Here is a 25,957-nt window from a genome sequence, read left to right on the forward strand (position 1 = left end):
TCCGCCGTCGCTCGTCACCCGTCGCTCGTCCCATCATGGCGGCTCCGCCGGCGTCGAGCGCGCCGAGCGCCGACCTCCGTCGCCCGTCGGAGCCCCTACGGCAGCGGCGGGCCGGGATCGGGCAGGGCGGCCCGGCCGGCGGTTAGGCTGCCGCGATGATCGATGTGGAGGCGGCGGCCCGGCGCTTCATCGCCGACGTGTGGAACGCCCGGCGGGAGGAGTCCGCGTACGAGCTGGTCGGGCCGGAGTGCCCGGGGCTGGGCGGCGAGGGCCCGGAGGCGACGCTGGCGTGGCACCGCGAACGCCGCGCCGCCTTCCCCGACCTGCGTTACAAGATCGTGGACGTGGTGGCCGCCGGGGATCGGGTCGCGGTGCACTGGCGGGCCGCCGGCACCCACGCCGGGCCGTTCGGGCCGGTGCCGCCGACCGGGCAGGTGGTCAGCTATTCGGGGGCGAGTTTCCTGCGCTTCGACGACGCGGGCCGGATCGTCGACGTGTGGAGCTGCAACGAGTTGTTCCAGCTTCTCCAGCAGCTCGGCGTCGAGATGCTCCCACCCGCGGCGGGTGGGATCAGCGGGACCGGAGGGTGATCCTGCTGAGCGGTCGGCCGTCCACTCGCCCGGCCGCGGATAGTCGTCGTGCGGCGCGGCGGTCATGGCGAGCCCTCTCCGGTGCGTCGTTCTACCGTCGCCGACCCCCGGGTGGTGGTCGCGCGCGCCGGGGCTACAGGGCAGGATGGTCGGCATGACCGACCGCAGCGAGCGCAGTGAGCCGGGCGGCGCCGGCGCAGACCGTGGCCTGCCGGGCGCGGGCCTGGTCAAGGGGCTCGCGGTCACGTTGAAGACGATGACCCGCCGCTCGACCACCCAGCAGTACCCGGACGTCGCCCCCGAGTTGCCGCCGCGCTCGCGCGGAGTGATCGCGCTGCTGGAGGAGAACTGCACGGTCTGCATGCTGTGCGCCCGGGAGTGTCCGGACTGGTGCATCTACATCGACTCGCACAAGGAGGAGGTGACGGTGCCCGGCGCCGCCCGCCCCCGCCAGCGCAACGTGCTCGACAAGTTCGACATCGACTTCTCGCTCTGCATGTACTGCGGCATCTGTGTGGAGGTCTGCCCCTTCGACGCGCTGCACTGGTCGCCGGAGTTCGAGTACGCCGAGTACGACCTCAAGGACCTGCTGCACGACAAGGACCACCTCGGGCAGTGGATGGGCACCGTACCGCCGCCGCCCGCGCACGACCCGCACGGTGAGCCGGCGAAGGAGGAGACCGCCGCCGCGCGCAAGGCCGCGGTCCCGGCCGCGCCCGCCGCCCGTCCCGCCGCCCCGCCCGTACGCCCCGAGCCTGAGGCCGGCGCATGACCGCTGCGGACGTGTTGCTGCTGGCCCTCGGCTCGGTGGCGGTCGGTTCGGGGGTGCTGGTGGTGGCGACCCGGCACCTGGTCCGGGCCGGCCTCTACCTGGTGGTCTGCCTCGGCGCGCTGGCCGGGATGTACCTGGTGCTCACGGCCGAGCTGGTGGCCTGGGTGCAGGTGCTGATCTACGTCGGCGCGGTGGTGGTGCTGCTGTTGTTCGCGGTGATGCTCACCCGTGCCCCGATCGGCGCCTCCGACGACCTGGACCGGCCCGGCTGGGCCGCGGCGCTGATCGGCGCCGGCACCGGGCTCGGGCTGGCCGCCCTGCTGGTCGACGCGTACCGCTGGACGGCCGTGGAGTTGCCCGACGCGGGCACCGCGGAACGCCTCGGCGACCAGATCTTCCGCAGCTGGGTGCTGCCCTTCGAGGTGCTCTCGGTGCTGCTGCTGTCCGCCCTGGTCGGTGCCATCGTGCTCTCCCGCCCCGACATCGGCCGGCCGAAGACCGACGGGCCCCACCCAGACGGGCCCCGCACTGACCGGTCCGGCACGGCGGTCGCCGGGGGCGGACCGGGCGACGACGGCGGGCGGTCGCGGTGAGGCCCGTCATCCCGTACGTCACCGCCGCCCTGCTGTTCGGCCTCGGCGTCTACGGCGTACTACGCCGGCGCAACGCGGTGCTGGTGCTGATGGCCGTCGAGTTGATGCTCAACGCGGTCAACCTGATCCTGGTCACCGCCGACACCACCGTGCGCGCGCAACTGCCGCACGGCGGGCAGGTCTTCGCGCTCTTCGTGATCGTGCTGGCCGCCGCCGAGATCGGGGTGGGCCTGGCGATCGTGCTTCAGCTCTACCGGCTGCGGGCCACCGTCGCCGTCGACGAGGTCCCGCTGACCGAGCCCTCGCCGACCGAGCGCCCGGCAGAGCCGGCCGTGGCCGGAGTCGCTTCCCGGGCCGACGCCCGGCCCGGTAACGACGCCCGGCCCGGGTCCGCCGACCGCCCGGAGGGGGAGCGGTGAGCACAACCACCCTGCTCGGCGCGCTGCTGCCGGCCGTACCGCTGGTGGCGGGTCTGCTCGGCCTGCTGCTGCCGCCGGCCCCGCGCTACGCCGACGGGGCCCGGCCCGGTGAAGGCCGGGCCCGGCGGGCGGCGATCACGCTCGGCGTGGCCGGGGCGGCCGGCGCGCTGGCGCTCGCGGTCGCCCTGCTGGTCACCCTCGACCGGCCCGCCGAGGCGTCCACCACCTGGGTGGACCTGGGCGGGCTCACCGTGAGCCTCGGGGTGCGGCTGGACTCCGCCGCCGCGCTGGTCGCCGTCGCGGTGGCCGCGGTGGCCCTGGCCGTTCAGGTCTACTCGGTCGGCTACCTGCGCCGGGGCCCGCACGACGACGTCGACACCGACCATCGCTACCCGCCGTACGCGGCCCAGATCAGCCTCTTCACCGCCGCCATGCTGCTGGTGGTGGTCGCCGGTGACCTGATCCTGCTGCTGGTCGGCTGGGAGGTGATGGGCATCTGCTCCTACCTGCTCATCGCCCACGACCGCCGGCTGCCGGAGGCGCCGGCCGCCGCGACGAAGGCGTTCCTGGTGACCCGGGTCGGCGACGTCGGCTTCCTGCTCGGCATCGCGCTGCTCGGTGTCTCGGCCGGCAGCTTCCGGATCGCCGACGTGCTCGCCCACGACCACGCCACCGGCACGCTGACCGCCGCCTGCCTGCTGCTGCTCGCCGGGGTGGCCGGCAAGAGCGCCCAGTTCCCGCTGCACACCTGGCTGCCGGACGCGATGGCCGGCCCGACGCCGATCTCGGCCCTGATCCACGCCGCCACGATGGTCGCCGCCGGCGTGTACGCGGTGACCCGGCTCTACCCGCTGTTCGAGGCGACCCCGGTGGCACTGGCCGTGCTCGGCGTGATGGCCTCGGTCACCCTGCTGCTCGGCGCGTTCGCCGCCACCGCCCAGGACGACCTCAAGCGCGTGCTGGCCTGGTCGACGGTCTCCCAGATCGGCTACATGACCGGCGCGCTCGCGGTCGGCTCGCCGCCGGCCGCGCTGTTCCACCTGCTCACCCACGCCGCCTTCAAAGCGCTGCTCTTCCTGGCGGCCGGCGCGGTGATCCACGCGGTCGGCACCACGCTGATGTCCAGGATGGGTGGGCTGCGCCGGGGCATGCCGGTCACCTTCTGGTGCACGGTCGTCGGCCTGGGGGCCCTGGCGGGGGTGCCACCGCTGTCGGGCTTCTGGAGCAAGGACGGCGTGCTCACCGTCGCCGGGGACGCCGCGCTGCACGGCACCGGTCCGGCCCCGGCCTGGGTCGGCTGGCTGGTCTGGCTGGCCGGGCTGGTCGGCGTCGCGGTCACCGCCTGGTACGCCACCCGGCTGCTGCTGCGTACCTTCTTCGGCGAGCCGCGGATGCCGCTGGCCCACCCGCACGACCCGCCTGCCGTGATGCGCTGGCCGGTGCTGCTGCTCGCCGTGCCGGCCGCGCTGCTCGGTCTGGCCGGCTTCGACTGGGCCTTCGCCCGCCGGCTGCTGCTCACGCCCACCGCGGGAGCGCCGGCTGGCGAGCACGTCCTGATCCACGTCGGTCCGGAACTGCTGCTGCCGCTGGCGCTGCTGGCCGTCGGGGCGGGGCTGGCCTGGCTCCGCTGGCGGCGGGATCCGGCCGCCGACCCGGCGACCGCGCTGGGTCCGCTACGGCCGGTCTTCGCCGCCGGGTTCCGGCTCGACGACGTCCAGCGTGCCCTGGTCGTACGCCCCACGGTGGCGTTGGCCCGGGTGGCGCGTACCGCCGACGAGGTGGTGGTGGACGGTGCGGTCGAGGGCAGCGGCCGGGCCGCGCTCGGCCTCGGCGGCGGCCTGGCGGCGCTGCACCGCGCGGCGCTGCCGCGCGCGGCCGTCGGCGTGCTGGCCGGGGCGCTGCTGATCGGCCTGGCCGCCGTGCTGATCGGAGGGGCACCGTGAGCGCGAGGAGTGAGCCGGGTTTGCGAGCCCCGCAGTCGCGAACCGAGGTGACGCCGTGAGCGCGAGGAGTGAGCCGGGTTTGCGAGCCCCGCAGTCGCGAACCGAGGTGACGCCGTGAGGTTCGGGGAGTTTCTGCTGGTGGCGGTGCTGGCGTTGCCGGCGCTCGGCGCGCTGGTGGTGGCGGCGACGCCCCGGGACCGGACGGCCCGGGCGGTCGGCACGGTCGTCGCCGCGCTGACCCTGGTGGCCGCCGCGCTGCTCTTCCTCGGCGACCGGTCCTGGTCCACCTACACGGCCGGCACACCGGCGGTACGACCGTGGCACCGGCTCGACCTGCCCTGGGTGCCCGGTCTCGACCTGCGCTTCCACCTCGGGGTGGACGGCATCTCCTGGCCGCTGGTCGTGCTGACCGCCCTGCTCACCCTGCTCTGCTGCGGCTACACGATGTGGAAGGTGCCCGACGGCGGCAGCGGGCGCGCGCTGGTGGCCCTGCTGCTGGTCGTCGAGGTCGGCATCCTCGGCACCTTCCTCGCCCTCGACCTTGTGCTCTTCTTCGTCTTCTTCGAGGTCGTCCTGCTCCCGATGTACGCGATCATCGCCGGCTGGGGCGGCGCGGACCGGCGGCGGGCGGCCCGCAAGTTCGCCCTCTACACGTTGCTCGGCTCGGTGCTGCTGCTGGTCGGCGTCTACGTGGTGGTGGCCGCCGCCGGGACGGCCGACGTGGTGGCGCTCACCGGCGGGACGGGACTGTCCCGGGGCACCCAGCTCGCGGCGTTCACGTTGCTCGCGTTGGCCTTCGCCGTGAAGAGCCCGCTCTGGCCGCTGCACTCCTGGCTGCCCGACGCGCACACCCAGGCGCCCACCGTCGGCAGCGTGGTCCTCGCCGGGGTGCTGCTCAAGATGGGCACGTACGGGCTGATCCGGATCGCGGTCGGGGTGGCCCCGGAGGGCGCCCGCTGGGCCGCCCCGGTGCTCGGCGTGCTGGCCGTGGCGGCGATCCTGGTCGGGTCGCTGGTCTGTCTGGCGCAGCGCGACCTGAAGCGGCTGATCGCGTACTCCAGCGTCGGGCACATGGGCTTCGTGCTGCTCGGGGTCGCCACGCTCACCGCCACCGGCATCCAGGCGGCCCTGATCGGCAACGTCGCGCACGGGGTGATCACCGGCCTGCTCTTCTTCCTCGCCGGCGCGATCAAGGACCGTACGCACACCGGGTCGCTGGACGAGCTGTCCGGGCTGCGGGAGACCGCTCCCCGCCTCGCCGGGCTGCTCGGCTTCGCCGCCGTCGCCTCGCTCGGCCTGCCCGGGCTGGCCGGCTTCTGGGGTGAGGCGTTCGCCGTGGTCGCCGCCGTCGAGGTCGGCGGAGCGCTCTGGACCACCCTGGGCGTGTTGGCCGCGATCGGCGGGGCGCTCACCGCGGCGTACCTCCTGCGGCTGCTGCGCAGGGTCACGCACGGGCGGCCCAGCCCGGCGGTCGGGCGACTCACCCCCGGCCTGGCCGGCGTGGAGCTGGTCGCGTGGGCGCCGCTGGTGCTGCTCGCCCTCGCGGTCGGGCTGGCCCCGACCCTGGTGCTCGGCGTCGCCGAGGCCCCCGTCGACGCACTGGTGGAGGTGCTGCGGTGAGTGAGCCGGGCCGGCGGTACGGACCTTACGGCGCGCAGCGAAGCGGAGTGCCGGCATGAGCGTGGTGCAGAGCGTCGACAACGTGGCGCTGCTCCCGGCGTACCTGGCCGCCGGCACGGCCGTGCTGGTGCTGCTGGCCGACCTGCTGGTGGCCCGTGCCCGGTTCACGCTGGCGGTGGCCGCCGTCGGCGCGACGGGCACGGCGCTCGGCGCGGCCCTGGTCGGCGCCGGGGACGAACGGCGGACGTTCTGCGTCGGCCCCGACTGCTCGTACGTCTTCGGTGGCCGGGCCGCCCTGGTCGCCGTCGTCGTCGCCCTGCTCACCCTCGGCGTGCTCGCGTTGTCCGGCCCGCTGCTGCGGGCGGGGCAGTCACCGACGGGGGAGTACTGCTTCCTGCTCGCCTGCTCGATGACGGGCGGGGTGGTGCTCGGCGCGGCCGGCGACCTGATCACCCTGATCGTGGCGTTGGAGACGCTGACCCTGCCGCTCTACGTCCTCGTCGGGCTGCGCCGGGGCAGCCTGGCCAGCGCCGAGGCGGCCGTCACGTTCTTCGTGGTCAGCGTGGTCGCCACCACGCTGACGCTGCTCGGGGCGGCGCTGCTCTACGCGGCCACCGGCGGGCTGCACCTGGGTCGGATCGGCGCGATCCTCGCCGACCGGCCGGATCTGCTGGACCTGCCGCTCACCACCGCCGCCGTGGCGCTGGTGGTGCTGGGGCTGGCGTTCAAGGTGGCGGCGGTGCCGTTCCACGCCTGGGCGCCGGCCACGTACGACGGAGCGCCGCTGCCGGTGGCGGCGTACCTGTCGACCGCCTCCAAGCTGGGCGGGGTGGTGGCCCTGCTCGCCGTCGTGCAGCACGCGCTGCCGGCCGACGTGACCGGCCCGGTGCTCGCCCTGCTCGCCGTGCTGACGATGACCGTCGGCAACCTGGTGGCGCTGCGCCAGCGGCGTACGGTCCGGCTGCTCGCCTGGTCCTCGGTGGCCCAGGCCGGCTACATCCTCGCCCCGCTCGGTGCGCTGGCGCTGGCCGCCGGACGCACCGCAGACGCCCGCACCGCCGCGTACGCGGCCGCCGTCGCGTACGCCGTCTTCTTCGTGGTGTTGGAGCTGGCGGCCTTCGCGGCCCTGGTGGCGCTGCGCCCGGCGGGCGCGGACGGCGGCACGATCGACGACCTGCGCGGGGCGGCCCGGCGGCACCCGTGGCGAGCGGCGGCGCTCGGGCTGGCGCTGGTCGGGCTCGCCGGCCTGCCGCCGGGCCTGGCCGGTCTCTTCGCCAAGGTGACCGTGGTCCGTTCGCTGCTGGACGGGGGCGCCGGCTGGCTGGCCGTGGTGGTGGCCGTGAACGCGGTGATCGGTCTCGCCTACTACTTGCGCCTCACCGTCACGCTGTGGGCCGCGCCGGCCGACATGTCGACCGGGGGCCTGGCCGAGGGGGCGGGCGGGGACTCCGTGCCGGGCGTCGGGGCCGGCGGCACCGTGGCCGTGGTCCCCGTGCGGGCCCGGACGGTCGGCGTGGTGCTGGCCGTGGCGACGGCGGTGGCGCTGGTGCTGGGCCTCGCCCCGCAGCTCGTGCTCGACGTCGCGGCCCGCTAGGCCGCCGTCCTCACAGCTTCCCGGTGCGCCGCTAGGCCGCCGTCTTCAGGGTTTCCCGGTTTCCGGGGTGACACTCCTAACGGGCACTACGGACATCTCAGGCAACTCTCAGCCATGAGGCGGATGGTTGGCGGGTACCGGGTTGTTGGACCGGTCAGCGGAGCCCGCGTGTATCCGTGCTGCACCGAAGGAGTGATCGTGCACCACAACCGTCTGAAGACCGCCGCGCTGCTCGGCCTGCTCACCTCGCTGATCCTGGCGGTGGGCTACTGGTTCGGCGGCAGTGGCGGCCTGGTCATCGCCGTCGTCATCTCGCTGGTGATGAACGGCGTCACCTATTTCTACTCCGACAAGCTCGCGCTGCGCTCGATGCGGGCGCAACCGGTCAGCGAGGCACAGTTCCCCGAGTTGTACCGGATGGTTCGCGAGCTGGCCACCGAGGCCGGGCAGCCGATGCCTCGTCTCTACGTGAGCCCGACGTCACAGCCCAACGCGTTCGCCACCGGGCGGAACCCGCAGAACGCGGCCGTCTGCGTCACCCAGGGGATCACCGAGATCCTCGACTACCGCGAGTTGCGGGGCGTGATCGGTCACGAGCTGTCGCACGTCTACAACCGGGACATCCTCATCTCCAGCGTGGCGGCCGGTCTGGCCGGCATCATCACCATGCTGGCGAACATCGCCTGGTTCATCCCGCTGGGCGGGGGCGACGACGAGGACCGCCCGAACCCGGCCGTGCTGCTGCTCACCCTCATCCTCGGCCCGATCGCGGCCACCATCATCCAGCTGGCGATCAGCCGTAGCCGGGAGTTCCAGGCGGACGCCTCCGGCGCCAAGCTCACCGGGGACCCGCTGGCCCTGGCCAGTGCCCTGCGGAAGATCCACATGGGTGCCCAGCGCCGGCCGCTGCCGGCCCAGGGACAGCTCACCAGCACCGCCCACCTGATGATCGCCAATCCGTTCAAGGGCGGCGGTGTGGCCGCGCTCTTCTCCACCCACCCCAAGATGGAGGAGCGGGTCGCCCGACTGGAGCGGATGGCCGCGAACAGCGGCCCCGTGCAGTTCCAGCGCTGAGACCCCGACCACGTTCCGCCCGTGCCCGGTCCACCGGGCACGGGCGGAACGCCGTGTGAGCGCGATAACCGTTCCTTCACCCGCCGCACGGCGTTAGGGTCGCAAGGTTCCCCACCCGTTACATCCCTGGAGGTCGACCGTGGCCGGACTGCGCCAGTACCTGGGCGTCTGGCGGATCCCCGGAGCGCCGATGCTGCTGCTCACCGGCATCGTCGGCCGGCTCGGGATCGGCATGACGCCGCTGGCGCTGCTGCTGGTCGTCGAGCAGGTCACCGGCCGTTACTCGCTGGCGGCCGTCGCCGGCGGCATCTACGCCCTCTCCGGCGCCGCGCTCAGCCCCGTGGCCGGCCGGATCGCCGACCGGATCGGCCCCACCCCGGTGCTCGTCGGCACCGCCATCGCCCACCCGTTCGCCCTGCTCGGCCTGCTCTGGTCCGCCCGCTCCGACGCCGGCAGCCTCACGATGATCTTCGTCGCCTCCGGAGTTGCCGGGGCCACCTACCCGCCGCTCACCGCCGCCATCCGGGGCGCCTGGAACGACCTCACCTCCGTGGCGTCCGGCCGGTGGCACCTGCGCAACACCGCTCTCGCCGCCGAGACCACGCTCTTCGAGATCGTCTTCGTGCTCGGTCCACTGCTGGTCGCCGGCTTCATCCTGTTCGCCGACGCCGGGGCCGCCCTGGTCGGTGCGGCCGTGGTGACCCTGTTCGGCACCCTGGCGGTGGCCTTCGGCCGGGTGATGCGCGGCTGGCAGCCGCACCCGACCGGGCACCAGACCCGAGGGCTCGGCCCGCTACGCGTACCCGGCTTCCCGGCGCTGCTGCTCTGCGTGGCCAGCATCGGCATCGCCTTCGGTGCGGCCGGCGTGACCGTGCCCGCCTTCGCGACCGCCTACACCTCCGACGACCCCGACAGCCTCGCCGGCGTGCTGCTGGCCGTCTGGGGCATCGGCAGCGCCGTGGGCGGGTTCTGGTTCGGTGTCCGAAAGCCGGCCCGGAACATGACCCGACAGTTCTCGCTGCTGCTCGGCACGGTGGCCGCCAGCTTCGCCGTCTTCGCGGTGATGCCCACTCCGCTGGCGCTGGGCACCGCCCTGGTGATCGGCGGCGCCACCATCGCGCCCGCGCTCACCCTGGAGAACACCCTGGTCGGCCGGATCTCCCCGACCAGCATGCTGAACGAGGCGTACACCTGGGTGGTGACCATGTCGGTCGGGGCCAGCGCCGCCGGCGGCGCGGTGGCCGGCCTGATCGTCGACCACGGCGGCGGGGTGCCCTGGGCGTTCGTCTTCGCCGGCGCCGCGGTCGCCGTCGGGGCCGGGGTCGCCGCCCTGCCCGCCGGGCCCATCGCCCGCGCGGAGGCCACAGCGGTACGCGCCGAAGAGTTGCTGCCGGCGTGACGTCCCGCTGGCGGGATACCACCCGGTCAGGTTCGTCTTCTTCTCCAACCGGCTGGGCTGCCTGGGCTCCCGGCTGATCAGCGCGATCCTGACGGTGGTCCTACTGCTCGTCTTCTCCCGCTGACCCGTTATCCCGTGCTGGTGTCGGTGTCGGTGTCGGTGTCGGACCGGCCCGGCGGCAGTCGCAGCGCTTCCGGTTGCCGCAGGTGCGCTTGCGGACGACGCGGACGTGGACCGGTCCGAAGGATGGGGCGGTGAAGGTGGCGAACACGGCTGGATGTGAGGCGACGGTTTCGGGGACGCCCTTGCCGCCGACGAGGCCGGCACGCGGGAGCTGGTAGGCGTCGCGTTGGTAGGTGTGGGCGCAGGACGGGCAGACTGTGGCCGCAGGCGGTGTAGACGGCGGCGTCGGGCATGGCGTCGGTATACCGCTGATCGAGAACCCGGCCGGTGTTCTGCTCGACGGTGAGGAGTTGGCCGGCGAGGGGCGGACGGGGCGGGTGCAGCCGGCGGCGGCTCGGACGTGTTCCAGCCAGCCGAAGTAGTCCGGCCGGGTGGCGCGGGTGAAGGCGGGCCGCCGGTTCAGGTCACCAGCCCGGCGATGGCGCCCCCTGCCGGCGGGCGGCCTCGACTAGCCGCACCAGGTACGCCGCCGCCGTCTTTACCTGTCTGGTGTCGCCGGGCAGGATCAGGCTGCCCACGTGGGCACCCCAACCGGGCGAGACGTTGTACTTTGTGCCGTTGATGGTCAGCGCGACGGCTTGGCCCCTCGTGAAGCGGACCGGCGCAACCGTGATGGCGGCCAGCGGCGCGTGGTCAATCAGTTGCCGGTTGCTTCCCAGCAGGCGGAGCACGCCTTGCTCGACAACCACGTAACCGTGTTGGGCCAACGGGAGCAGCCCTCGCCCGATTTGCACCTGATCGAAGACGATGGGTTCGTTCGTCGTCACCGTACTGCGCCCCCTCGGAATGCCATGCCCATGACACCGGCAATACTTGCGATCTTGCCTCATCTTCACAACGGTGCCACCCGACACAGGCGTCGCCACCAGCGCGAAGCATCTGGTGAGACGCGAGTGTCAAGCATCTTCCGTGACAGGACACCGCCGGCTGCCGGCAATGTCGGGCTTCACTTGATGGATTACGGATCGGTGTCAGATGCTGGGTGGACACGTCCGGCTAGACGATCTTCGGTTCAGTTGGTGATGGGCGTGGTAACCCACCAGCCGGGTCTCTCCTCGTGCCAGGTCAGTTGGCCTGTGTAGTTCCAGTGCCTGCGGAGGTGGTCGAGGAGGTCTTGTTGGGCGGTCTCGATGGGTGCGTCTGGTGGTGTGTCGGGTAGGTCGCCGCATCCGATGGCTTCTGGTGTTTCCCAGACCGAGATCCGCCACCGTTCGGGCGTCCGATGGAGCAGGACCTGTTGGACGACCCTGTTCATGACGGAACCCCTGTCTGTTGCCTGTCGCGGCGGTTCGGGTTTGCGGACTTTGAATCTAGCGACGCTCTTGGTGGTGGTGTGGGGCACCTCCATCAGTTCCTGGTCGTCGTCCTGGATGCAGAAGGTGGTGTCGGCGGCTTCGACGGTCAGCGTCGCTCCGGCGTAGCGAATGCCGGCGGCTTGGGAGCCGCGCAGAGCTAGGAAGTCCGCGAACCTGACTGGTGCGGCGACAGTTCGCTGGGGTGTTGACGGCGTTGGTGGGACAGGTCGGTGTGGTGGTGGGCGCCGGGGTGGCATTCCGGATCGGTGTGGACAGTGGCGCTGGTGAGTCGGGGTACGGCGTGGGTGAGTTGGTGTTCGGCGTCAGCGGCGATCTCGTGGGCGGCGACGAGGCTGAGGTGGGTGTCCACGACGAGTTCGGCTTCGGCGTGGAGGCGGTGGCCGATCCAGCGGAGCCGGACCGTGGTGACGTCGCGGACCCCATCGACGGCGCGCAGCGTGGTTTCGGCTTGGTCAACAAGGGCGGGGTCGATGGCGTCCATGAGTCGGCGGTAGACCTCGCGGGCGGCGTCCTTGAGGACGAACGTGATGGCGGCGGCGATGGCCAGGCCAACGACCGGGTCGGCCCAGCGCCAGCCGAGGGCGGCCCCGGTGGCGGCGAGAAGTACGGCGAGGGAGGTATAGCCGTCGGTGCGAGCGTGCAGACCGTCGGCGACCAGGGCGGCGGAGCCGATGCGTCGGCCGACGCGGATGCGGTAGCGGGCGACCAGCTCGTTGCCGATGAAGCCGACGAGGCCGGCGGCGGCCACCCAGGGTAGGTGGGTCACCTCGGCCGGGTGCAGCAGTCGGGCGACAGCGGTCCAGGCGGCGGCGACGGCGGACGCGGCGATGACGGCGACGATGATGATGCCGGCGATGTCTTCGGCGCGGCCGTAGCCGTAGGTGTAGGCGCGCGTAGCGGCACGGCGGCCGAGTATGAAGGCGATTGCCAGAGGTACGGCGGTGAGGGCGTCGGCGACGTTGTGCAGGGTGTCGCCGAGCAGGGCGACTGAGCCGGACAGCACGACGATGACGGCTTGGGCGACGGCGGTGATCCCTAGGCCGACGAGTGAGATCCACAGGGCGCGTAGGCCCTCACGGGAGGACTCCAACGCCGGGTCGATCTTCGCGCGGGAGTCGTGCGAGTGGGGGACGAGCGCGTGGGTCAGTCGATGCCACGAGGCGGCGAGCCGGCCCCCGTGGTGATGCCCGTGATCGTGCGGGTGGTCGTGGTCGTGGTCGTGCCCGCTCGGATGGTCGTCACCGTGACCGTGACCGTGACCGTTCACCGCGTCTCCCAACGTCGCTTATGGCATCGCGGACCGGTATCCCCGAAGGCGGCGATAATATGTGCTCATGTATGCACGCGACAATGGTGCAGGTGCCGGTAACCTGCAACAACGCCTACCTGTCGACAGCCACGTTGAGGCAGCAACCGAGATGTTGCGGATGCTCGCGGACGGCACGCGGCTGCGGTTGATGTGGCTGCTGGTCGACGGGGAGCATGACGTGACGGCGCTGGTGGCGGCGCTGGGAGTGGCGCGGCCGGCGGTGTCACAGCACCTGGGCAAGCTGCGGCTCGCAGGGCTTGTCGCGGTGCGGCGCGACGGCCGACGCGCGTTGTACAGCGCCCGGGGAGGTCACGTGCGTCGGCTGGTGACTGAGGTTATGCATGCCGCGTCACACCGCGTGGCGGGCATCCCCGAACACGACTGACCGCCCGGAGAAGCAGGGCATTACTCGACAAGGCTTGGAGCGGGGGTCGGCGAACCACTCGCGGGTGAACTGGCGGACCGTGTCGACATTGACCGTGTCGCACGCAACTGTGCGGTAGGCGTGCACAGCCTTGACCGTTTCGGTCTGATCCGTGGCGGAGCCACCTGTGACCCGGGCGACCGCCGTGCCTGGTCGTCCAGACGGAGCGCAGAACTCACAGGCCACTGGTGACGACGTCTGCCCAGGTGAGAAGGCGTGGCCGGCCCGATGACCAGGCCGGCCGGGCCTGCCTACCTGTAGTTGGTGAACTGGAGGGCGACGCCGAAGTCCTCGCCCTTGAGCAGCGCGATGACGGCCTGGAGGTCGTCCCTCTTCTTGCCGGTGACCCGAAGCTGGTCGCCCTGGATCTGCGCCTGTACGCCCTTCGGGCCCTCGTCGCGGATCTTTTTGCTGATCGCCTTGGCCTTGTCCGAGTCGATGCCCTGGATCACCTTGCAGTCGACCTTGAAGATCTTGCCGGACGAACGCGGGTCGCCCGCGTCCAGCGACTTCAGCGAGATGTTCCGCTTGACCACCTTCTCCTTGAAGACATCCAGCGCCGCCCGCACCCGCTCCTCGGTCTCCGCCTGGAGGCTGATCGCCTCCTCGCCCGACCAGGAGATCTCGGCGCCGGTGCCCCGGAAGTCGAACCGCGTCGCGAGCTCCTTCTCCGTCTGGCGGAGAGCGTTGTCGACCTCCTGACGGTCGACCTTGCTCACGATGTCGAACGACGGGTTCGCTGCCATGCTCATGCTCCTGCTGTCCGGCGGTCTGTGGTCCTTCGTCCCCCGCTGACCAGCGGTACGACCCACTGACGGTACCCGCTTGCGCCGATGCGGGGGTGAGCCGCTATCCTTGCTTCCGCTGCCGCGTCACGACGCGGTGGGGTGCCCTGGCGGGTTGCCCGAGCGGCCAATGGGAGCGGACTGTAAATCCGTCGCGAAAGCTACAGAGGTTCGAATCCTCTACCCGCCACCAGGCAATGGCAAGGCCTCTGAACTGCGAAAACGCGGATCAGAGGCCTTCGTCGTCTCCGTCTGTTACTGACCCTCGTTGCCCCTGGTCGACTGGCTGATCGGGCACGCAGCGGGCACGAACGGGCGCTGACCGAATCGCAAGTCGCCTCGCCGCTCGTCCGCCGTCCCTACGACCTGCGGCATGCGGCGGCCTCGCTCTGGCTGAATGCCGGCGTCCCGCCGACCGAGGTTGCCCGGCGCCTGGGCCACGGCGTCGCCGTCCTGCTCCGCGTCTACGCCAACTGCATCGACGGGGAGACGACACCATGAACGACAAGATCGGCGACGCCCTCGGATGAGCGTCCATGGTTCAGCCGTTCTCGGGGGTGGTGCCGCCGATCAAGCGTCGAGCCTCAGCGATCACCTCCGCGTCGACCTCCTCAGCCGCCGCGGTTGGGTACTCCTGCCCGTCGTCGACGACGGCCTCGACGTATTCGTAGGTGTTGTCGAGACCGATGAGTTCCCCCGCCAGGGGAGTTCCATCCCAGGTGATGAACCTGGATGCCCAGGACGTGAGGTCCCGGGGTGTGATGGTCTGTGCGAGCAGTTGGCGGGCCATGATCTGGACGGCTTCCTCTTCACCTCCTTGGCTTCCCTCCCGGTAGTAGGTCAGGGAGAGTTCTACGAGTCCGCCTTCGAGCCAACGGCGCAACTCGTCACTCTCGCTGCCTCGGGCCGGCGAGACGCCTGCCAGGATCCGAAGGGTTGGGCTGTCTACGCCTGCAACGAGGCAGTCACAGGCTGCCGCGATCACGTCGGCCGCCGTATTCGATCCGACGCTCCAGAGGATGGCGGCGTCCTGGAGGCGGGTGAGGGCATCCTCGCTGTGCATCGGTACATGGTCCGCTGCCAAAGCCGGCGTTGTCGCCGAGATATCCGCCGCCGGGTGGATGTGTCCAGCGTCCCGCCGACCGAGGGCGCCCGACGCCTCGGCCACGGCGTCGCCGTCCTGCTCCGCATCTACGCCAACTGCATCAACGGGGGAGACGACACTATGAACGACAAGATCGGCGAGGCGTTCGCTTGAGTCGACTGATACTGGGAAACATGGATCATGATGAGGCTCGGGAACTGGCTACGGCTGAGTTCATCAGCCGGATGGGCGCAGGCAAGCCCCGAGGTAGGTTCCGAATCGACGACTGGCAGATCTCCGAGCCGTACGAAGATGAGGTGTGGGGGCTCAACGGAGGCCAGCGCTGCCTCATCATCGACTTCGTTCCACAGGGTGAGGTGGAGGCTCGGGGTCACTTCAAGCTCAGCATGGCGGTTGATCCGGACACTGGCGTAGTCGACATGCTCCGATAGCAGGAGCCGTCGGGCAGCGCGACAAGATCGGCGACGCGCGCGATTGACGCTTGTCTCACTTCCTTCTGATTGCCGATCGGCGCACTCTGGCCCTCGTGAACATCTTCACTGCCCTGGTTGCTGTGGGCATCCACCTGTGGCTTCCGATTTCGATCATGGCCGCCGTGATCGCAGTGACGGTACTGCTGGCTTGGGCTGCTGTTTCTCCGCCCGAGGGCACACCGTTGGAGTGGCTACGCGTAGCGAGACGGACGGTCCGAAGGCGGGAGAAACGCCCGGCGCTCCAACGGCTGCGAAATGGTGCCGCCCAGTCGCCCGTCGACCCGGTGCCGGGAGCGCCCTTCAGCGATGCCCGCGACGTGTGGCCGAGGCCGCCCGACCACTGAGGAACCGCGGATGCGTGGGCGTGGGCAGATGGCGGGCGGCCCGTCGGTCGAGTCGGTCGGGTCGGGAAAAACCGCATCGCCCTGGCTGCCCGGCTGAGATGAAGCTGCCTACTTCGCCGCCTGCATCGGCTGGCCGGTCAAGATGCTGTAGCCGACAGCAATCAAGATCATGACGCCGAGCACTGCGAAAGCTGCGCCAATCACCCGTTCCAGCAGGATGAAGCGCGCTAGACGCTCCTCGTGCGGGACGTCTGGTAGCCAGCGCCATGGCGGAACTCGTCCCAGCACGCTCGCGGTGGCCATCGACCGTCGCACGTGCCACTCCGTCACGCCGCGATAGTTGGTGGCCAGGGCGACGCCTATGAGGCTCACAACAGGGCCGATGATGAACGCCGCCAGGACACGCCATGTCTCCATCAGACCCCCTTCGGCGCGTTCACCGGATCGTAGTCGGAGCTCTCCCCAGGCGGCTGTCCCGAGCAGTGCATGCGCAACCCTGCCGACGACCTCGTCGGGTTCGAGAGCTGGCGTGCGGAGGTGTGGGGCTCACCGCCGCCAGGTCCCTGGTGACGAGCCTGCCCTCGGCACGAGCCGCGTCACGGGGCACCTCGACCTCGGCGTGTCGCCGTGGGGACGAACGCGGTCGCTGGCGCGAACTCGTGCAAGAGCTTTGTCGGTCCCTCGTCAGAGCGCTGGCGTGCTGGCGCAGAACGAGTATGGTGGTCGATGTTCGGTCGAGCCGCATCCTCGGCGCGAGGAGACCGCTTTCCGACCTTCCCCGAATTGCGAGGAAGGTCGCATTCCGCAATGTGCGAAGTGCATGGTGGCCGCTCAGCCCCGTGATCAGGCGTCGGACGGGGGATCCCTGGGCCGAACGGCGGAACGTCACCGACGCTCGGCCCGGCGGTACACGCACCGCTTTTCTGGGTACCTGCTCTGTGGCACGATCGTGGAACCTCCACCATCCCCGTGACACTTCCCCCGCAGGAGCAAACATGTCTCGTCGAAAGCTCGGCCGGCTGCTTGGATCGCTTTTCGCGCTCGCCGCTCTCGCGAGCGGCGTCCTGGTCGGCGACCTCCAGGGTCTCGGTGACCTCCAGACCGCCGACGTCATCTGGAACATGCCCGCGCCTCGCTGAGCAACCACCGCTCGATGATGTGAACCGGCGGGCCGGTAAGGGGGCACGGGATGGCGGGTCGTGGCCCCACCGGCCCCCGCTCGACTGAGTACGCGTGGCTGATCACCGGGCCGTTGGCCCTGATCGCCGTCGTCTGCGCGACGGTGGTCGGCCTGGTCGCGCCGCAGCCGTTCGGCGAATGGTCGCTCGCGCTGCCGCTTCTCGTGGCCATGGTGGGTGCCGGGCTGCCGGTGCTGAACTTCACCGTCCGGCGGCAGTCCCTCGGCGTGACTCTGACCGAGATACCGCTGATCCTCGCGTTCTATCTCGTCGAACCGCTCACCGTCGTCGTGATCTACACGGTCGCGTCGGCCGTGACCCATCTCAGGCACCGGTTCGGCGCGACGAAGTTCTGGTTCAACGTGGGCCGGGCGGCCGCGGGCTCGTCCCTGGCCGTCCTCGTGCTTCAGGCGCTACCGCCAGTCCATGGTGTCGGGCCGGCCACCTGGCTCAAGCTGTTCCTAGCGGCCAGCATGGTGAACCTGCTGAGCATCGCCTCGGTCGCCGGTGTGCACACGTTGTTGCAGGGCTGGCAGGCGGGACGGGGCGCGCTTCGGCAGTCGATGTCCGCGCTCCTGGCGGCGATGATCAACATCGTCATCGGCATGATCGTGCTCATTCTGATCGCGACCACCTGGTGGTCCCTGCTGCTGCTGGGCGCGCTCCTCGCCGCGCTGGCCCTCGTCTACCGGGCGTACGCGCAGTTCTTCCGGCAGCACCGCACCCTCACCGACATGTACGAGCTGAGCCGCGCGGTGAGCGAGAGCGGCGAGTACGGCACGCTGCCCGACGCCCTCCTGGGCCGTGTGCGGGCGCTCATGCAGGCGGAGTACGCCACGCTCTGGCTGCCGGCCCAGGGCAGGCACCCCGAGGTACTGCTGACCGCGCGCAATGACGCCCCCGGTCTGCTCGACTTCGCCAAGACCCCGGCTGTCCTGCGGGAACGGGCCCGGGACGAGGGCCGTACCGTTGCCGTCGGACGTGGACTGACGACCGACGGTGACCTGCGCGCCCCGCTCTCGTCGCACCGGGTCAAGGACGTGATCGTCCTCCCGTTGCGGTCCGGCCAGGCGGTCATCGGGACGCTGGAGGTGGCCAACCGGCTGGGGGACAGCAACCACTTCGTCCGTACCGACGTGCCTCTTCTGGAGACGGTGGCGGCGCACGCGGCGGTGGCCCTGGAGAATTCGCGGCTGGTGGACCGGCTCCGGCACGACGCCAGCCACGACACGCTGACCAGGCTGCCCAACCGGCGGCGGATCACCGGCGCGCTGGAGGAGGCCGTCAAGATCCGGGCACCCGGCGAGGTGGTGGCCCTGCTGCTGTTCGACGTCGACCGGCTGCGCCAGGTCAACGAGTCGCTCGGGCACGCCGCCGGCGACAAGGTCCTGGTCGAGGTGGCCGACCGACTGCGCTCCTGTGCGCCCTCGTCGGCCCTGGTCGGCCGGGCCGGCGGGGACGAGTTCCTGGTGACGCTGCGACTGGAGAGCACCGAGGCGGCGATGGACCTGGCCGCGCAGCTGCGCGAGCAGATCCGCGACGAGATGGTCTTCGACGCGCTCACCCTCGACGTGGACACGGCGGTCGGTGTCGCCGTACACCCGGACCACGGCAGCGACGCCGCCTCCCTGCTGCAGCGGGTGGACCTGGCGGCGACGGCGGCCAAGTCCGTGCCGGGGAGCGTGCAACTGTTCAGTCCGACGCTGGAGTCCCGGTCGCTGCGGCGGCTAGGCCTCGCCGGCGACCTGCGGCGCGCGCTGGACAACGGTGAGCTGGAGGTCTACTTCCAGCCCAAGGTCACGCTGCGGGACCGCCGGCTGGTCGGCGTGGAGTGCCTGGCCCGCTGGGAGCACCCGGCGCACGGCACGGTCGCCCCGGAGGACTTCGTGGCGGTGGCCGAGCACACCGGCCAGCTCGGCCGGTTCACCGAGTTCGTGCTCCGCGAGGGGCTGCGGCGCAGCCGGGACTGGACGCACGCCGGCCAGCCGCTCGCCGTCGCGGTCAACCTCTCCGCCCGTACGCTCACCGACCAGCACTTCCCGGCCCACGTCAAGGAGCTGCTCGACGAGTACGGCGTACCGCCGCAGCGGCTCACGCTGGAGATCAAGGAGGCCGGCGTGCTGGACGGCACCGACCGGCCCATTCCGACCCTGCGGCGGCTGGGTGACCTCGGCGTACGGCTGTCGGTGGACGACTTCGGCACCGGCGACTCGTCCCTGGCCCAGCTGCGCCGGCTGCCGGTGCACGAGGTGAAGGTCGACCGCTCCTTCGTGCAGGGGATGGCGACGGACCCGGGCGACCTGGCGATCGTCAACGCGGTGGTGACGCTCTCCCAGCAGTTCGGCCTGGCTGTGGTCGCCGAGGGCGTGGAGAGCGAGCTGACCCTGGAGCTGCTCCAGGACATCGGCTGCGAGATCGGTCAGGGCTTCCTGTTCAGCCGGCCGTTGCCGTACGAGCGGCTGGAGGCGTGGTTCGGCGCCCAGGTGGATCCGGAGACGATTTCGCCGGGGCAGCTGCCTCGGCTGCGGGTCGTGCCCTGATCTGCGGAAAGGTGCCTGTGGGGGATCCGATTTCACCTCCCCCGCGCGGCCGTGTAATGTATCCCCTGCGCGTCGCCCTCCGGGGAGATCGCGCAGGCCCCCTTAGCTCAGTCGGCAGAGCGTCTCCATGGTAAGGAGAAGGTCTACGGTTCGATTCCGTAAGGGGGCTCAGAGGGTCCGGCTGGACCCGCCACGGCGGTGTAGCTCAGATGGTAGAGCAAGCGGCTCATAATCGCTGTGTCGCCGGTTCAAGTCCGGCCACCGCTACTCTCGTCCACCGGGCCACCTCCCGGCGGTCGGTGGGATGGGCGCCCCAGGCGCCCACTTTGCATGTCCGCGTAGTCAGCGCGTAGGCTGACGCGCCGTAGTTGTTATCCGTAGCGAGGAAGGCACTCCAGCCGTGGCGAAGGCGACCGATGTTCGGCCGAAGATCACTTTGGCGTGTGTGGAGTGCAAGGAGCGCAACTACATCACGCGTAAGAACCGTCGTAACGACCCGGACCGCATCGAGCTGAAGAAGTTCTGCCGGCGGGACGGCAAGCACACGGTCCACCGCGAGACCCGCTGACCAGCGGCCGGCACTGCCGGCCCGGTCCTCTGGCACTTTCGATCGCCGATCCGTATGGATGGCGCGGCTCCGGCCGTCGCTGACCGTGTGGATCGGCGATTGCCGTTTACGTGTAGGTTCGCGGCATGTCCCTGGACCCGTCCTTCGTCGGCCGGACGTATCCGCCGACCGCCCCCTACCAGGTGGGCCGAGAAAAGATCCGCGAGTTCGCCACGGCGATCGGTGCCGCCGATCCGGCCCACCACGACCCGCAGGCCGCCCGTGCGCTCGGCCACTCGGACGTGGTCGCCCCGCCGACCTTCCCCATCGTGCTCACCATGGCTGCCAACCAGCAGATCATCGACGACCCGGCCCTCGGTGTCGACTACAGCCGGGTCGTCCACGGCGACCAGCGCTTCGCCTACACCCGCCCGGTGGTGGCGGGGGACGAGCTGGTCTGCGTCAGCGTCATCGACGCCGTCAGCAGCCGTGGCGGGCACGGCTTCCTGACCACCCGCACCGAGGTCGCCACCCCGGCCGGCGAGCCGGTGGTGACCGTCTGGTCGAAGCTCGTCGTACGCGGGGAGGGCTGAGATGGAGCTGCCAGTCAGGACGTTCCGGGTGACGCGCGCGGACCTGGTCCGCTACGCCGGCGCTTCGGGGGACTTCAACCCGATCCACTGGAGCGACCGGACCGCCACGAAGGTGGGCCTGCCGGGCGTGATCGCCCACGGCATGTTCACCATGGCGCTGGTCGGCCGCGCGGTGGCGGAGTGGGCCGGGGCGCCCGACGCGATCGTCGACTACAACGTCCGCTTCGCCCGGCCGGTGGTCGTCCCGGACGACGACGAGGGCACCGAGATCGAGGTCACGGCGGTGGTCCGGGAGGGCACGGAGGAGGGACTGACCAGGCTCGACGTGACCGCCACCTGCCGGGGGGAAAAGGTGCTGTCGCAGGCTCGGGCGACCGTCCGGAAAGCCCGCTGACCAGGCTCCCGACGCGCGAGGGGCAGACCGGTTGGGAAAGTCGTGCCGCTACCCGTACACTGGTCCGCCGTGGGGCAAGTAACCCCTGCACGGTCGTGCACGACCGGGCAGGATGAGCATTGCCGCACAGGGGTGTAGCTCAATTGGCAGAGCAGCGGTCTCCAAAACCGCAGGCTGCAGGTTCAAGTCCTGTCACCCCTGCGCCTCAGGCCTGACCGTTCCCGTGGGTCGCGCCGCCGTACGGCGGCGTCCGGCCCGTGGTGGTGGCATCGGCGGGGTGGCTCCGAGGCATTCGGGCCCTCTCGGCTGATCCGCCGGCCGCGGCCCGTCGCGGGACGGTTGGGTCCGGCCGGCGTGACCAAACGCCGCGCACGCCCTACAGCGTGTGAACCGACATCCCGCGACGGAGGGCGAAGTGGCCGACAAGAAGCGGCGCGGCGAGGACGCCGGCGACGATCGTCTGCACGACGAGGTCGTCGACGACGTGGCCGACGACGACGCCACCGACTCCGACGCCGAGGAGCCGGTTTCCCGGGGCGGCACCGCGACGCGATCGCGGGCGAAGGCGGATTCGGCGGACAGCCGTCCGAAGACCAAGGCGGATACCGACCGCGTGGGCTTCTTCGGGCGCATCGCCCGATTCATCCGCGAGGTCGTGGCGGAGCTGCGTAAGGTCATCTGGCCGACCCGCAAGGAGCTGCTGACCTACACGGCCGTGGTGGTCGTCTTCGTCGCGGTGATGCTGACGATCGTGGCCGGCCTTGACTTCGCCTTCGCGAAGGGCGTGCTGTGGGTCTTCGGCAACCCCAGCTGACCGGCCGACTGAGCCGATAGTGACGGAAGTGAGCGAGCGTGCCTGAGTACGACGAGACCGCCGAGACCACGGACGAGCAGTCCACGGTGGCGACGGCGGCTGATGACGAGTCGGTCGAGGCCGCCAGCGAGCCGGAGTTCCCCACCACCGAGCCCGCGCCGGACGAGGAGTACGACCCGGTCGCCGAGCTGCGGCAGAAGCTGCGCTACGCGCCGGGCGACTGGTACGTGGTGCACTCGTACGCCGGCTACGAGAACAAGGTCAAGACCAACCTCGAGACTCGGATCACGAGCCTCGACATGGAGGACTACATCTACCAGGTCGAGGTGCCGACCCGGGAAGAGGTGGAGGTCAAGAACGGGAAGCGGTCGCAGGTCCAGGCCAAGGTCTTCCCGGGTTACATCCTGGTTCGGATGGAGCTGACCGCCGAGTCCTACTCCTGCGTGCGTAACACGCCGGGCGTCACCGGCTTCGTGGGCGCGACGGACCGGGCCGACCGCCCGGCTCCGCTCTCCCTCGACGAGGTGCTGAAGTGGCTGGCGCCGACCGTCGAGACCGAGCAGAAGAAGGCCAAGCCCGAGATCAAGGTCCTCGACTTCGAGGTCGGCGACTCGGTCACCGTCACCGACGGCGCCTTCGCCTCGCTGCCGGCGACGATCAGTGAGATCAACGCCGATCAGCAGAAGCTCAAGGTGCTGGTGTCGATCTTCGGCCGCGAGACGCCGGTCGAGCTGAACTTCAACCAGGTCGCCAAGATCTGACGTCCGGATCGCCGGCGGTGGGCAGCGGCCCGCCGCCGGCGTACCCGTTGCGCCCTCCCGCCCGACCTCGGCGCAGGCGGCGGCGGGTCGCTGCGCTACTCTAGACCGTCGCCGCTGTCGCATCGCGCTGACCGTGCGCGCTCGCAGCCGGCACCTTTCCCAGTTTCAAGCCCCAGGAAGTGACATGCCTCCGAAGAAGAAGCTCGTCAAGACGTTCACGCTTCAGCTGAAGGCCGGTCAGGCCACGCCGGCGCCGCCGGTCGGCCCCGCGCTCGGTCAGCACGGCGTGAACATCATGGAGTTCTGCAAGTCCTACAACGCGCAGACCGAGTCCCAGCGGGGCGACATCGTCCCCGCCGAGATCAGCGTCTACGAGGACCGCAGCTTCACCTTCGTCCTGAAGACCCCGCCCGCCGCCCGGCTGCTGCTCAAGGCCGCCGGAGTGGACAAGGGCTCGGGCGTCCCGCAGAAGGACAAGGTGGGCTCCGTGTCGCAGGCCCAGCTGCGTGAGATCGCCGAGAAGAAGATGGTCGACCTCAACGCCAACGACGTCGACCAGGCCGCGAAGATCATCGCCGGCACCGCCCGGTCGATGGGCATCGTCGTCAACGACTGACCTCGGTCAGCACTCACCCGGACAGTTCGTGGGAGGGCGCGCGAGCACCGCGGCCCGCCATAGACCACAGGAGTACGCAGAACATGCAGCGCAGCAAGAGCTACCGCAAGGCCGCCGAGGTCATCGACCGGTCGAAGCTCTACACCCCCGCCGAGGCCGTGAAGCTGGCCAAGGACACCACCTCCGCCAAGTTCGACGCCACGGTCGAGGTCGCCATGCGCCTCGGCGTCGACCCCCGCAAGGCGGACCAGATGGTCCGTGGCGTGGTCAACCTGCCGCACGGCACCGGCAAGACCGCCCGCGTGATCGTCTTCGCCGCCGGCGCGAAGGCCGAGGAGGCCGTCGCCGCCGGTGCGGACGAGGTGGGCACCGACGAGCTGGTCGCCCGGATCCAGGGTGGTTGGCTCGACTTCGACGCGGCGATCGCCACGCCGGACCAGATGGCCAAGATCGGCCGGATCGCGCGGATCCTGGGCCCGCGCGGTCTCATGCCGAACCCGAAGACCGGCACGGTGACCATGGACGTCACCAAGGCCGTCTCGGACATCAAGGGTGGCAAGATCACCTTCCGGGTGGACAAGCACTCCAACCTGCACCTGATCATCGGCAAGGCCTCGTTCTCCGAGACCCAGCTGGTCGACAACTACGCGGCGGTCCTCGACGAGGTCCTGCGGGCCAAGCCGTCCGCCGCGAAGGGCAAGTACCTCAAGAAGGTCACCCTCACCACCACCATGGGCCCGGGCGTCCCGGTCGACCCCAACGTGGTGAAGAACCTGCAGGAGGGCTCGGCCGAGGCCTGAGCATCCGTACCCCGTGACGGGGCGTCGCCACATCGTGGCGGCGCCCCGTTCCGTGTCGGTTGTGGCATGCTCGGCCGATGCGCCTGGAGAACGTCTGGCTGCGTTACCGACGGCGGGGCCCGTGGGTGCTGCGGGCGGCCGGGGTGCGGGTCGGCCCCGGCGAGGTGGTCGTCGTGCTCGGCCGCAACGGCGCGGGCAAGTCGACCCTGCTCCAGGTGGCGGCCGGGGTGCTGCGGCCGAGCCGGGGGCGGGTCACCGGTCGACCCCGGCACGTCGGCTGGGTCCCGGAGCGCTTTCCGGCCGACCAGCCCTTCACCGTCGAGCGCTACCTGACCGCCATGGGACGTGTCGCCGGCCTCGACCCGGCTGCTGCCGGCCGCGCGGTCGACCACTGGACCTCCCGGCTGGGCCTGTCCGGGTTCCGCCGGGTCCGGTTGCCGGAACTGTCCAAGGGCACTGCCCAGAAGGTCGGCCTGGCCCAGGCGGTGCTGCGTCCGCCCGGCCTGCTGGTGCTCGACGAGCCGTGGGAGGGCCTCGACGCCGTGACCCGGGACCTGGTGCCCGCGGTGATCGACGAGGTGGCGGCGGCGGGCGGGTCGGTGCTGGTCAGCGACCACCGCGGCGAGATCGGCCGGTTGTCCGGAGCCCGCCGGTGGACGGTGGCGGACGGCACGGTCACCGCCAGCGCCCCGTCGGCCGACCCGGCGCTGGCGGTGGTCGAGATCGCGGTCCCGGCGGCACGGGTCGACGGCACCGTCGCCCGGCTGCGCGCCGACGGCCACCAGATCCTTCGCGTACGCCCGCCTGCCCCGGTCGGCGTGGTCGCCCCCGACGACGCCGGGAGGCCGCCGACGGGGGCCGTGGACGCCGGCGTGGCGCCCGTGGCCCGGGCACCGGAGGCCACCGGCGGGATCACCGGCGGACCGCGGTGACCGCGCTGCTCCGGCTGCGGCTGGCGGGCTTCCTGCGTACCGGACGGGCCCTGGCCCCGCTGCTCGCCGGCCTGGTGGCCCTCAGCGTCCTCTACGGCGGCGGCCGGGCACAGCCGGGGGAGGCCTACGGCGTCTCGGCGGTGGTGCTCTTCCCGGTGCTGGCCTGGCAGACCAAGGTGTTGCTGGACGTCGAGCCGGACGTGCAGCGCCGGCTGGCCCAGGCGCTGGTCGGGGCGCGCCGGGAGCGCCTGGCCGGGCTGCTCGCGGCCGGCGTGGCGGGGCTCGGCACGGTGGCCGTCGCGCTGGTCCTCCCGTGGCTCGTCGGCGGAATCGCCGGCTCTGTGGAGCCGGGCGCCCGGTCGGTGCCGGTGGGCATCGCCGTCGGGCTGTGGGCGCACCTGCTGGTCGTACCCGCCGCGGTGGCGCTCGGGGCGTTGGCCAGCCGTGCCTCGACGGGTGGCGCCGGTTACGGCGTCGCGGTGCTCGCCCTCGGCGGGGTCGGGGCGGTCGTCCTCGGCCTGAGCGACTCGGTGGCGCCCTGGCTGGCACCGCCGGTCATGGCGACCGCGCGGGCCGCCGCCGGCGACCTGGCCGCGTCGACGGTCGTCCTGCTCACCGCCTGGGCCGCCGTCTGGAGCGCGACGGCCGGCGCCGCATACCTGTGGCGGCGCCGCTTCCGGCCCTGACGGCCGCCGCTTCCGGTCCGGCCGTCCGGTCCGGACGGCCGGCACGGCTGGGGGACTCCGGCCCTTCGTGACGGGGGAGTGACCTGGCACACCAGGGGGCGATTTGGTGGTCGCGGCCCCCTCGCGTAACCTTGGCCGCGAAGTTCCACCCAG

30 protein-coding genes and 4 tRNA genes are annotated in these 25,957 nt (G+C 71.3%); 28 read left to right on the forward strand and 6 right to left on the reverse strand.

The features are described 5' to 3' along the window. The first annotated feature begins 155 nt into the window (after positions 1-155). The 9 genes from GA0070608_RS13160 (at position 156) to GA0070608_RS13200 (ending at position 10,004) form a co-directional block, all read left to right on the forward strand. Positions 156-590, forward strand: a complete 435-nt coding sequence (locus tag GA0070608_RS13160) for an ester cyclase (RefSeq protein ID WP_091627581.1) — start codon at positions 156-158, stop codon at positions 588-590. A 145-nt stretch (positions 591-735) separates the two neighbouring features. Then, positions 736-1,362, forward strand: coding sequence for a NuoI/complex I 23 kDa subunit family protein (locus GA0070608_RS13165; protein ID WP_091627585.1), 627 nt, complete (start codon positions 736-738; stop codon positions 1,360-1,362). Next, positions 1,359-1,955 (forward strand): NADH-quinone oxidoreductase subunit J family protein, encoded by a 597-nt coding sequence (locus GA0070608_RS13170; protein WP_091627588.1) that lies wholly within the window; start codon positions 1,359-1,361, stop codon positions 1,953-1,955. The genes GA0070608_RS13165 and GA0070608_RS13170 overlap by 4 nt, the downstream gene beginning before the upstream one ends. After that, complete coding sequence (nuoK, locus tag GA0070608_RS13175) at positions 1,952-2,374, forward strand: NADH-quinone oxidoreductase subunit NuoK (protein WP_245715781.1); 423 nt, start codon at positions 1,952-1,954, stop codon at positions 2,372-2,374. Before GA0070608_RS13170 ends, nuoK begins: the two co-directional genes overlap by 4 nt. Continuing rightward, a complete protein-coding gene (locus tag GA0070608_RS13180; RefSeq protein WP_091627591.1) occupies positions 2,371-4,317 on the forward strand; it encodes an NADH-quinone oxidoreductase subunit 5 family protein in 1,947 nt (648 codons plus the stop codon). Before nuoK ends, GA0070608_RS13180 begins: the two co-directional genes overlap by 4 nt. 114 nt (positions 4,318-4,431) lie before the next feature. Then, positions 4,432-5,937, forward strand: coding sequence for a complex I subunit 4 family protein (locus GA0070608_RS13185; protein ID WP_091627594.1), 1,506 nt, complete (start codon positions 4,432-4,434; stop codon positions 5,935-5,937). A gap of 55 nt (positions 5,938-5,992) precedes the next feature. Then, a complete protein-coding gene (locus tag GA0070608_RS13190) occupies positions 5,993-7,531 on the forward strand; it encodes an NADH-quinone oxidoreductase subunit N (RefSeq protein ID WP_091627597.1) in 1,539 nt (512 codons plus the stop codon). Positions 7,532-7,729: 198 nt separating this feature from the next. Beyond that, a complete protein-coding gene (htpX, locus tag GA0070608_RS13195) occupies positions 7,730-8,605 on the forward strand; it encodes a zinc metalloprotease HtpX (RefSeq protein WP_091635010.1) in 876 nt (291 codons plus the stop codon). Between the two features lie 139 nt (positions 8,606-8,744). Continuing rightward, complete coding sequence (locus tag GA0070608_RS13200) at positions 8,745-10,004, forward strand: MFS transporter (protein WP_091627600.1); 1,260 nt, start codon at positions 8,745-8,747, stop codon at positions 10,002-10,004. 100 nt (positions 10,005-10,104) lie between these two features. On the opposite strand, the gene GA0070608_RS33405 is transcribed toward GA0070608_RS13200, so the two are convergent. Both GA0070608_RS33405 and GA0070608_RS13210 read right to left on the reverse strand, forming a co-directional pair. Then, positions 10,105-10,590 (reverse strand): replication initiator, encoded by a 486-nt coding sequence (locus GA0070608_RS33405; RefSeq protein WP_411970826.1) that lies wholly within the window; start codon positions 10,588-10,590, stop codon positions 10,105-10,107. Between the two features lies 1 nt (position 10,591). Next, positions 10,592-10,954 (reverse strand): hypothetical protein, encoded by a 363-nt coding sequence (locus tag GA0070608_RS13210; protein ID WP_091627603.1) that lies wholly within the window; start codon positions 10,952-10,954, stop codon positions 10,592-10,594. Positions 10,955-11,409: 455 nt separating this feature from the next. Here GA0070608_RS13210 and GA0070608_RS33015 point away from each other — a divergent pair, with 455 nt between their 5' ends. Further along, positions 11,410-11,643, forward strand: coding sequence for a hypothetical protein (locus GA0070608_RS33015; protein ID WP_218107511.1), 234 nt, complete (start codon positions 11,410-11,412; stop codon positions 11,641-11,643). Here the strand turns inward: GA0070608_RS33015 and GA0070608_RS13215 are convergent. Beyond that, a complete protein-coding gene (locus tag GA0070608_RS13215; protein WP_091627605.1) occupies positions 11,640-12,770 on the reverse strand; it encodes a cation diffusion facilitator family transporter in 1,131 nt (376 codons plus the stop codon). The two genes, GA0070608_RS33015 and GA0070608_RS13215, sit on opposite strands and share 4 nt — an antisense overlap. A gap of 67 nt (positions 12,771-12,837) precedes the next feature. Here GA0070608_RS13215 and GA0070608_RS13220 point away from each other — a divergent pair, with 67 nt between their 5' ends. Further along, positions 12,838-13,197, forward strand: a complete 360-nt coding sequence (locus tag GA0070608_RS13220) for an ArsR/SmtB family transcription factor (RefSeq protein WP_091635013.1) — start codon at positions 12,838-12,840, stop codon at positions 13,195-13,197. A 290-nt stretch (positions 13,198-13,487) separates the two neighbouring features. On the opposite strand, the gene GA0070608_RS13225 is transcribed toward GA0070608_RS13220, so the two are convergent. After that, entirely contained in the window at positions 13,488-13,982 is a 495-nt protein-coding gene (locus GA0070608_RS13225) for a YajQ family cyclic di-GMP-binding protein (protein WP_091627608.1), read from the reverse strand. A gap of 148 nt (positions 13,983-14,130) precedes the next feature. Here GA0070608_RS13225 and GA0070608_RS13230 point away from each other — a divergent pair. Further along, positions 14,131-14,214 (forward strand) — tRNA-Tyr (locus GA0070608_RS13230). A 348-nt stretch (positions 14,215-14,562) separates the two neighbouring features. Here the strand turns inward: GA0070608_RS13230 and GA0070608_RS13240 are convergent. Then, a complete protein-coding gene (locus tag GA0070608_RS13240) occupies positions 14,563-15,084 on the reverse strand; it encodes a hypothetical protein (RefSeq protein WP_091627613.1) in 522 nt (173 codons plus the stop codon). A 54-nt stretch (positions 15,085-15,138) separates the two neighbouring features. On the opposite strand from GA0070608_RS13240, the gene GA0070608_RS32615 reads away from it, so the two are divergent. Both GA0070608_RS32615 and GA0070608_RS13245 read left to right on the forward strand, forming a co-directional pair. Next, positions 15,139-15,279 carry a hypothetical protein gene (locus tag GA0070608_RS32615; RefSeq protein ID WP_176733715.1) on the forward strand — a complete coding sequence of 47 codons (141 nt, stop codon included), beginning with the start codon at positions 15,139-15,141 and terminating at the stop codon, positions 15,277-15,279. Positions 15,280-15,299: 20 nt separating this feature from the next. Continuing rightward, complete coding sequence (locus GA0070608_RS13245) at positions 15,300-15,557, forward strand: hypothetical protein (RefSeq protein WP_091627618.1); 258 nt, start codon at positions 15,300-15,302, stop codon at positions 15,555-15,557. A 494-nt stretch (positions 15,558-16,051) separates the two neighbouring features. Here GA0070608_RS13245 and GA0070608_RS13250 read toward each other — a convergent pair whose 3' ends face one another. Then, positions 16,052-16,360 (reverse strand): hypothetical protein, encoded by a 309-nt coding sequence (locus tag GA0070608_RS13250; RefSeq protein ID WP_091627622.1) that lies wholly within the window; start codon positions 16,358-16,360, stop codon positions 16,052-16,054. A 578-nt stretch (positions 16,361-16,938) separates the two neighbouring features. Between GA0070608_RS13250 and GA0070608_RS32620 the strand changes: the two genes are divergently transcribed. The 14 genes from GA0070608_RS32620 to GA0070608_RS13315 all read left to right on the forward strand — a co-directional run bounded on the left by GA0070608_RS32620 (position 16,939) and on the right by GA0070608_RS13315 (position 25,804). Continuing rightward, entirely contained in the window at positions 16,939-17,082 is a 144-nt protein-coding gene (locus GA0070608_RS32620) for a hypothetical protein (protein WP_176733716.1), read from the forward strand. A 50-nt stretch (positions 17,083-17,132) separates the two neighbouring features. After that, the gene (locus GA0070608_RS13255) at positions 17,133-19,661 is read left to right on the forward strand and encodes a putative bifunctional diguanylate cyclase/phosphodiesterase (RefSeq protein ID WP_091627627.1); all 2,529 of its coding nucleotides are present in this window, start codon (positions 17,133-17,135) and stop codon (positions 19,659-19,661) included. A 96-nt stretch (positions 19,662-19,757) separates the two neighbouring features. Further along, a tRNA-Thr gene (locus GA0070608_RS13260) sits at positions 19,758-19,830 on the forward strand. 25 nt (positions 19,831-19,855) lie between these two features. Next, positions 19,856-19,928: transfer RNA gene (locus GA0070608_RS13265), tRNA-Met, on the forward strand. 133 nt (positions 19,929-20,061) lie between these two features. After that, on the forward strand, positions 20,062-20,229 hold the full coding sequence (rpmG, locus tag GA0070608_RS13270) for a 50S ribosomal protein L33 (RefSeq protein WP_091627630.1): 168 nt from the start codon (positions 20,062-20,064) through the stop codon (positions 20,227-20,229). A gap of 125 nt (positions 20,230-20,354) precedes the next feature. Then, complete coding sequence (locus GA0070608_RS13275) at positions 20,355-20,801, forward strand: MaoC family dehydratase N-terminal domain-containing protein (protein WP_091627632.1); 447 nt, start codon at positions 20,355-20,357, stop codon at positions 20,799-20,801. A gap of 1 nt (position 20,802) precedes the next feature. Then, positions 20,803-21,195 (forward strand): MaoC family dehydratase, encoded by a 393-nt coding sequence (locus GA0070608_RS13280; protein WP_091627635.1) that lies wholly within the window; start codon positions 20,803-20,805, stop codon positions 21,193-21,195. Between the two features lie 128 nt (positions 21,196-21,323). Next, positions 21,324-21,396: transfer RNA gene (locus GA0070608_RS13285), tRNA-Trp, on the forward strand. A gap of 214 nt (positions 21,397-21,610) precedes the next feature. Further along, positions 21,611-22,009 carry a preprotein translocase subunit SecE gene (gene secE / locus GA0070608_RS13290; RefSeq protein WP_091627640.1) on the forward strand — a complete coding sequence of 133 codons (399 nt, stop codon included), beginning with the start codon at positions 21,611-21,613 and terminating at the stop codon, positions 22,007-22,009. A 38-nt stretch (positions 22,010-22,047) separates the two neighbouring features. Further along, positions 22,048-22,770, forward strand: a complete 723-nt coding sequence (gene nusG / locus GA0070608_RS13295) for a transcription termination/antitermination protein NusG (protein WP_091627645.1) — start codon at positions 22,048-22,050, stop codon at positions 22,768-22,770. 184 nt (positions 22,771-22,954) lie between these two features. Next, positions 22,955-23,386, forward strand: a complete 432-nt coding sequence (gene rplK, locus GA0070608_RS13300; RefSeq protein ID WP_091627648.1) for a 50S ribosomal protein L11 — start codon at positions 22,955-22,957, stop codon at positions 23,384-23,386. A gap of 83 nt (positions 23,387-23,469) precedes the next feature. After that, positions 23,470-24,186, forward strand: a complete 717-nt coding sequence (rplA, locus tag GA0070608_RS13305; protein WP_091627651.1) for a 50S ribosomal protein L1 — start codon at positions 23,470-23,472, stop codon at positions 24,184-24,186. A gap of 77 nt (positions 24,187-24,263) precedes the next feature. After that, positions 24,264-25,118 carry an ATP-binding cassette domain-containing protein gene (locus GA0070608_RS13310; protein WP_091627655.1) on the forward strand — a complete coding sequence of 285 codons (855 nt, stop codon included), beginning with the start codon at positions 24,264-24,266 and terminating at the stop codon, positions 25,116-25,118. After that, entirely contained in the window at positions 25,115-25,804 is a 690-nt protein-coding gene (locus tag GA0070608_RS13315; RefSeq protein WP_091627658.1) for a hypothetical protein, read from the forward strand. Before GA0070608_RS13310 ends, GA0070608_RS13315 begins: the two co-directional genes overlap by 4 nt. The last annotated feature ends 153 nt before the right edge of the window (positions 25,805-25,957 follow it).

The sequence above is a fragment of the Micromonospora peucetia genome, assembly GCF_900091625.1.
Taxonomy (GTDB): domain Bacteria; phylum Actinomycetota; class Actinomycetes; order Mycobacteriales; family Micromonosporaceae; genus Micromonospora; species Micromonospora peucetia.

Excerpts from the sequence above, each read along its gene's own strand:
- GA0070608_RS13250 (WP_091627622.1), bottom strand. The coding sequence starts at position 16,360 with ATGGAGACATGGCGTGTCCTGGCGGCGTTCATCATCGGCCCTGTTGTG.
- rplA (WP_091627651.1), top strand. The coding sequence starts at position 23,470 with ATGCAGCGCAGCAAGAGCTACCGCAAGGCCGCCGAGGTCATCGACCGG.
- rplK (WP_091627648.1), top strand. The coding sequence starts at position 22,955 with ATGCCTCCGAAGAAGAAGCTCGTCAAGACGTTCACGCTTCAGCTGAAG.
- GA0070608_RS13165 (WP_091627585.1), top strand. The coding sequence starts at position 736 with ATGGTCGGCATGACCGACCGCAGCGAGCGCAGTGAGCCGGGCGGCGCC.
- GA0070608_RS13245 (WP_091627618.1), top strand. The coding sequence starts at position 15,300 with ATGGATCATGATGAGGCTCGGGAACTGGCTACGGCTGAGTTCATCAGC.
- GA0070608_RS13275 (WP_091627632.1), top strand. The coding sequence starts at position 20,355 with ATGTCCCTGGACCCGTCCTTCGTCGGCCGGACGTATCCGCCGACCGCC.
- GA0070608_RS13280 (WP_091627635.1), top strand. The coding sequence starts at position 20,803 with ATGGAGCTGCCAGTCAGGACGTTCCGGGTGACGCGCGCGGACCTGGTC.
- GA0070608_RS13190 (WP_091627597.1), top strand. The coding sequence starts at position 5,993 with ATGAGCGTGGTGCAGAGCGTCGACAACGTGGCGCTGCTCCCGGCGTAC.
- GA0070608_RS13160 (WP_091627581.1), top strand. The coding sequence starts at position 156 with ATGATCGATGTGGAGGCGGCGGCCCGGCGCTTCATCGCCGACGTGTGG.
- GA0070608_RS13170 (WP_091627588.1), top strand. The coding sequence starts at position 1,359 with ATGACCGCTGCGGACGTGTTGCTGCTGGCCCTCGGCTCGGTGGCGGTC.
- GA0070608_RS13240 (WP_091627613.1), bottom strand. The coding sequence starts at position 15,084 with ATGCACAGCGAGGATGCCCTCACCCGCCTCCAGGACGCCGCCATCCTC.
- GA0070608_RS13225 (WP_091627608.1), bottom strand. The coding sequence starts at position 13,982 with ATGGCAGCGAACCCGTCGTTCGACATCGTGAGCAAGGTCGACCGTCAG.
- GA0070608_RS32620 (WP_176733716.1), top strand. The coding sequence starts at position 16,939 with ATGTCTCGTCGAAAGCTCGGCCGGCTGCTTGGATCGCTTTTCGCGCTC.
- GA0070608_RS33015 (WP_218107511.1), top strand. The coding sequence starts at position 11,410 with ATGGAGCAGGACCTGTTGGACGACCCTGTTCATGACGGAACCCCTGTC.
- GA0070608_RS13255 (WP_091627627.1), top strand. The coding sequence starts at position 17,133 with ATGGCGGGTCGTGGCCCCACCGGCCCCCGCTCGACTGAGTACGCGTGG.
- GA0070608_RS13310 (WP_091627655.1), top strand. The coding sequence starts at position 24,264 with ATGCGCCTGGAGAACGTCTGGCTGCGTTACCGACGGCGGGGCCCGTGG.
- GA0070608_RS13220 (WP_091635013.1), top strand. The coding sequence starts at position 12,838 with ATGTATGCACGCGACAATGGTGCAGGTGCCGGTAACCTGCAACAACGC.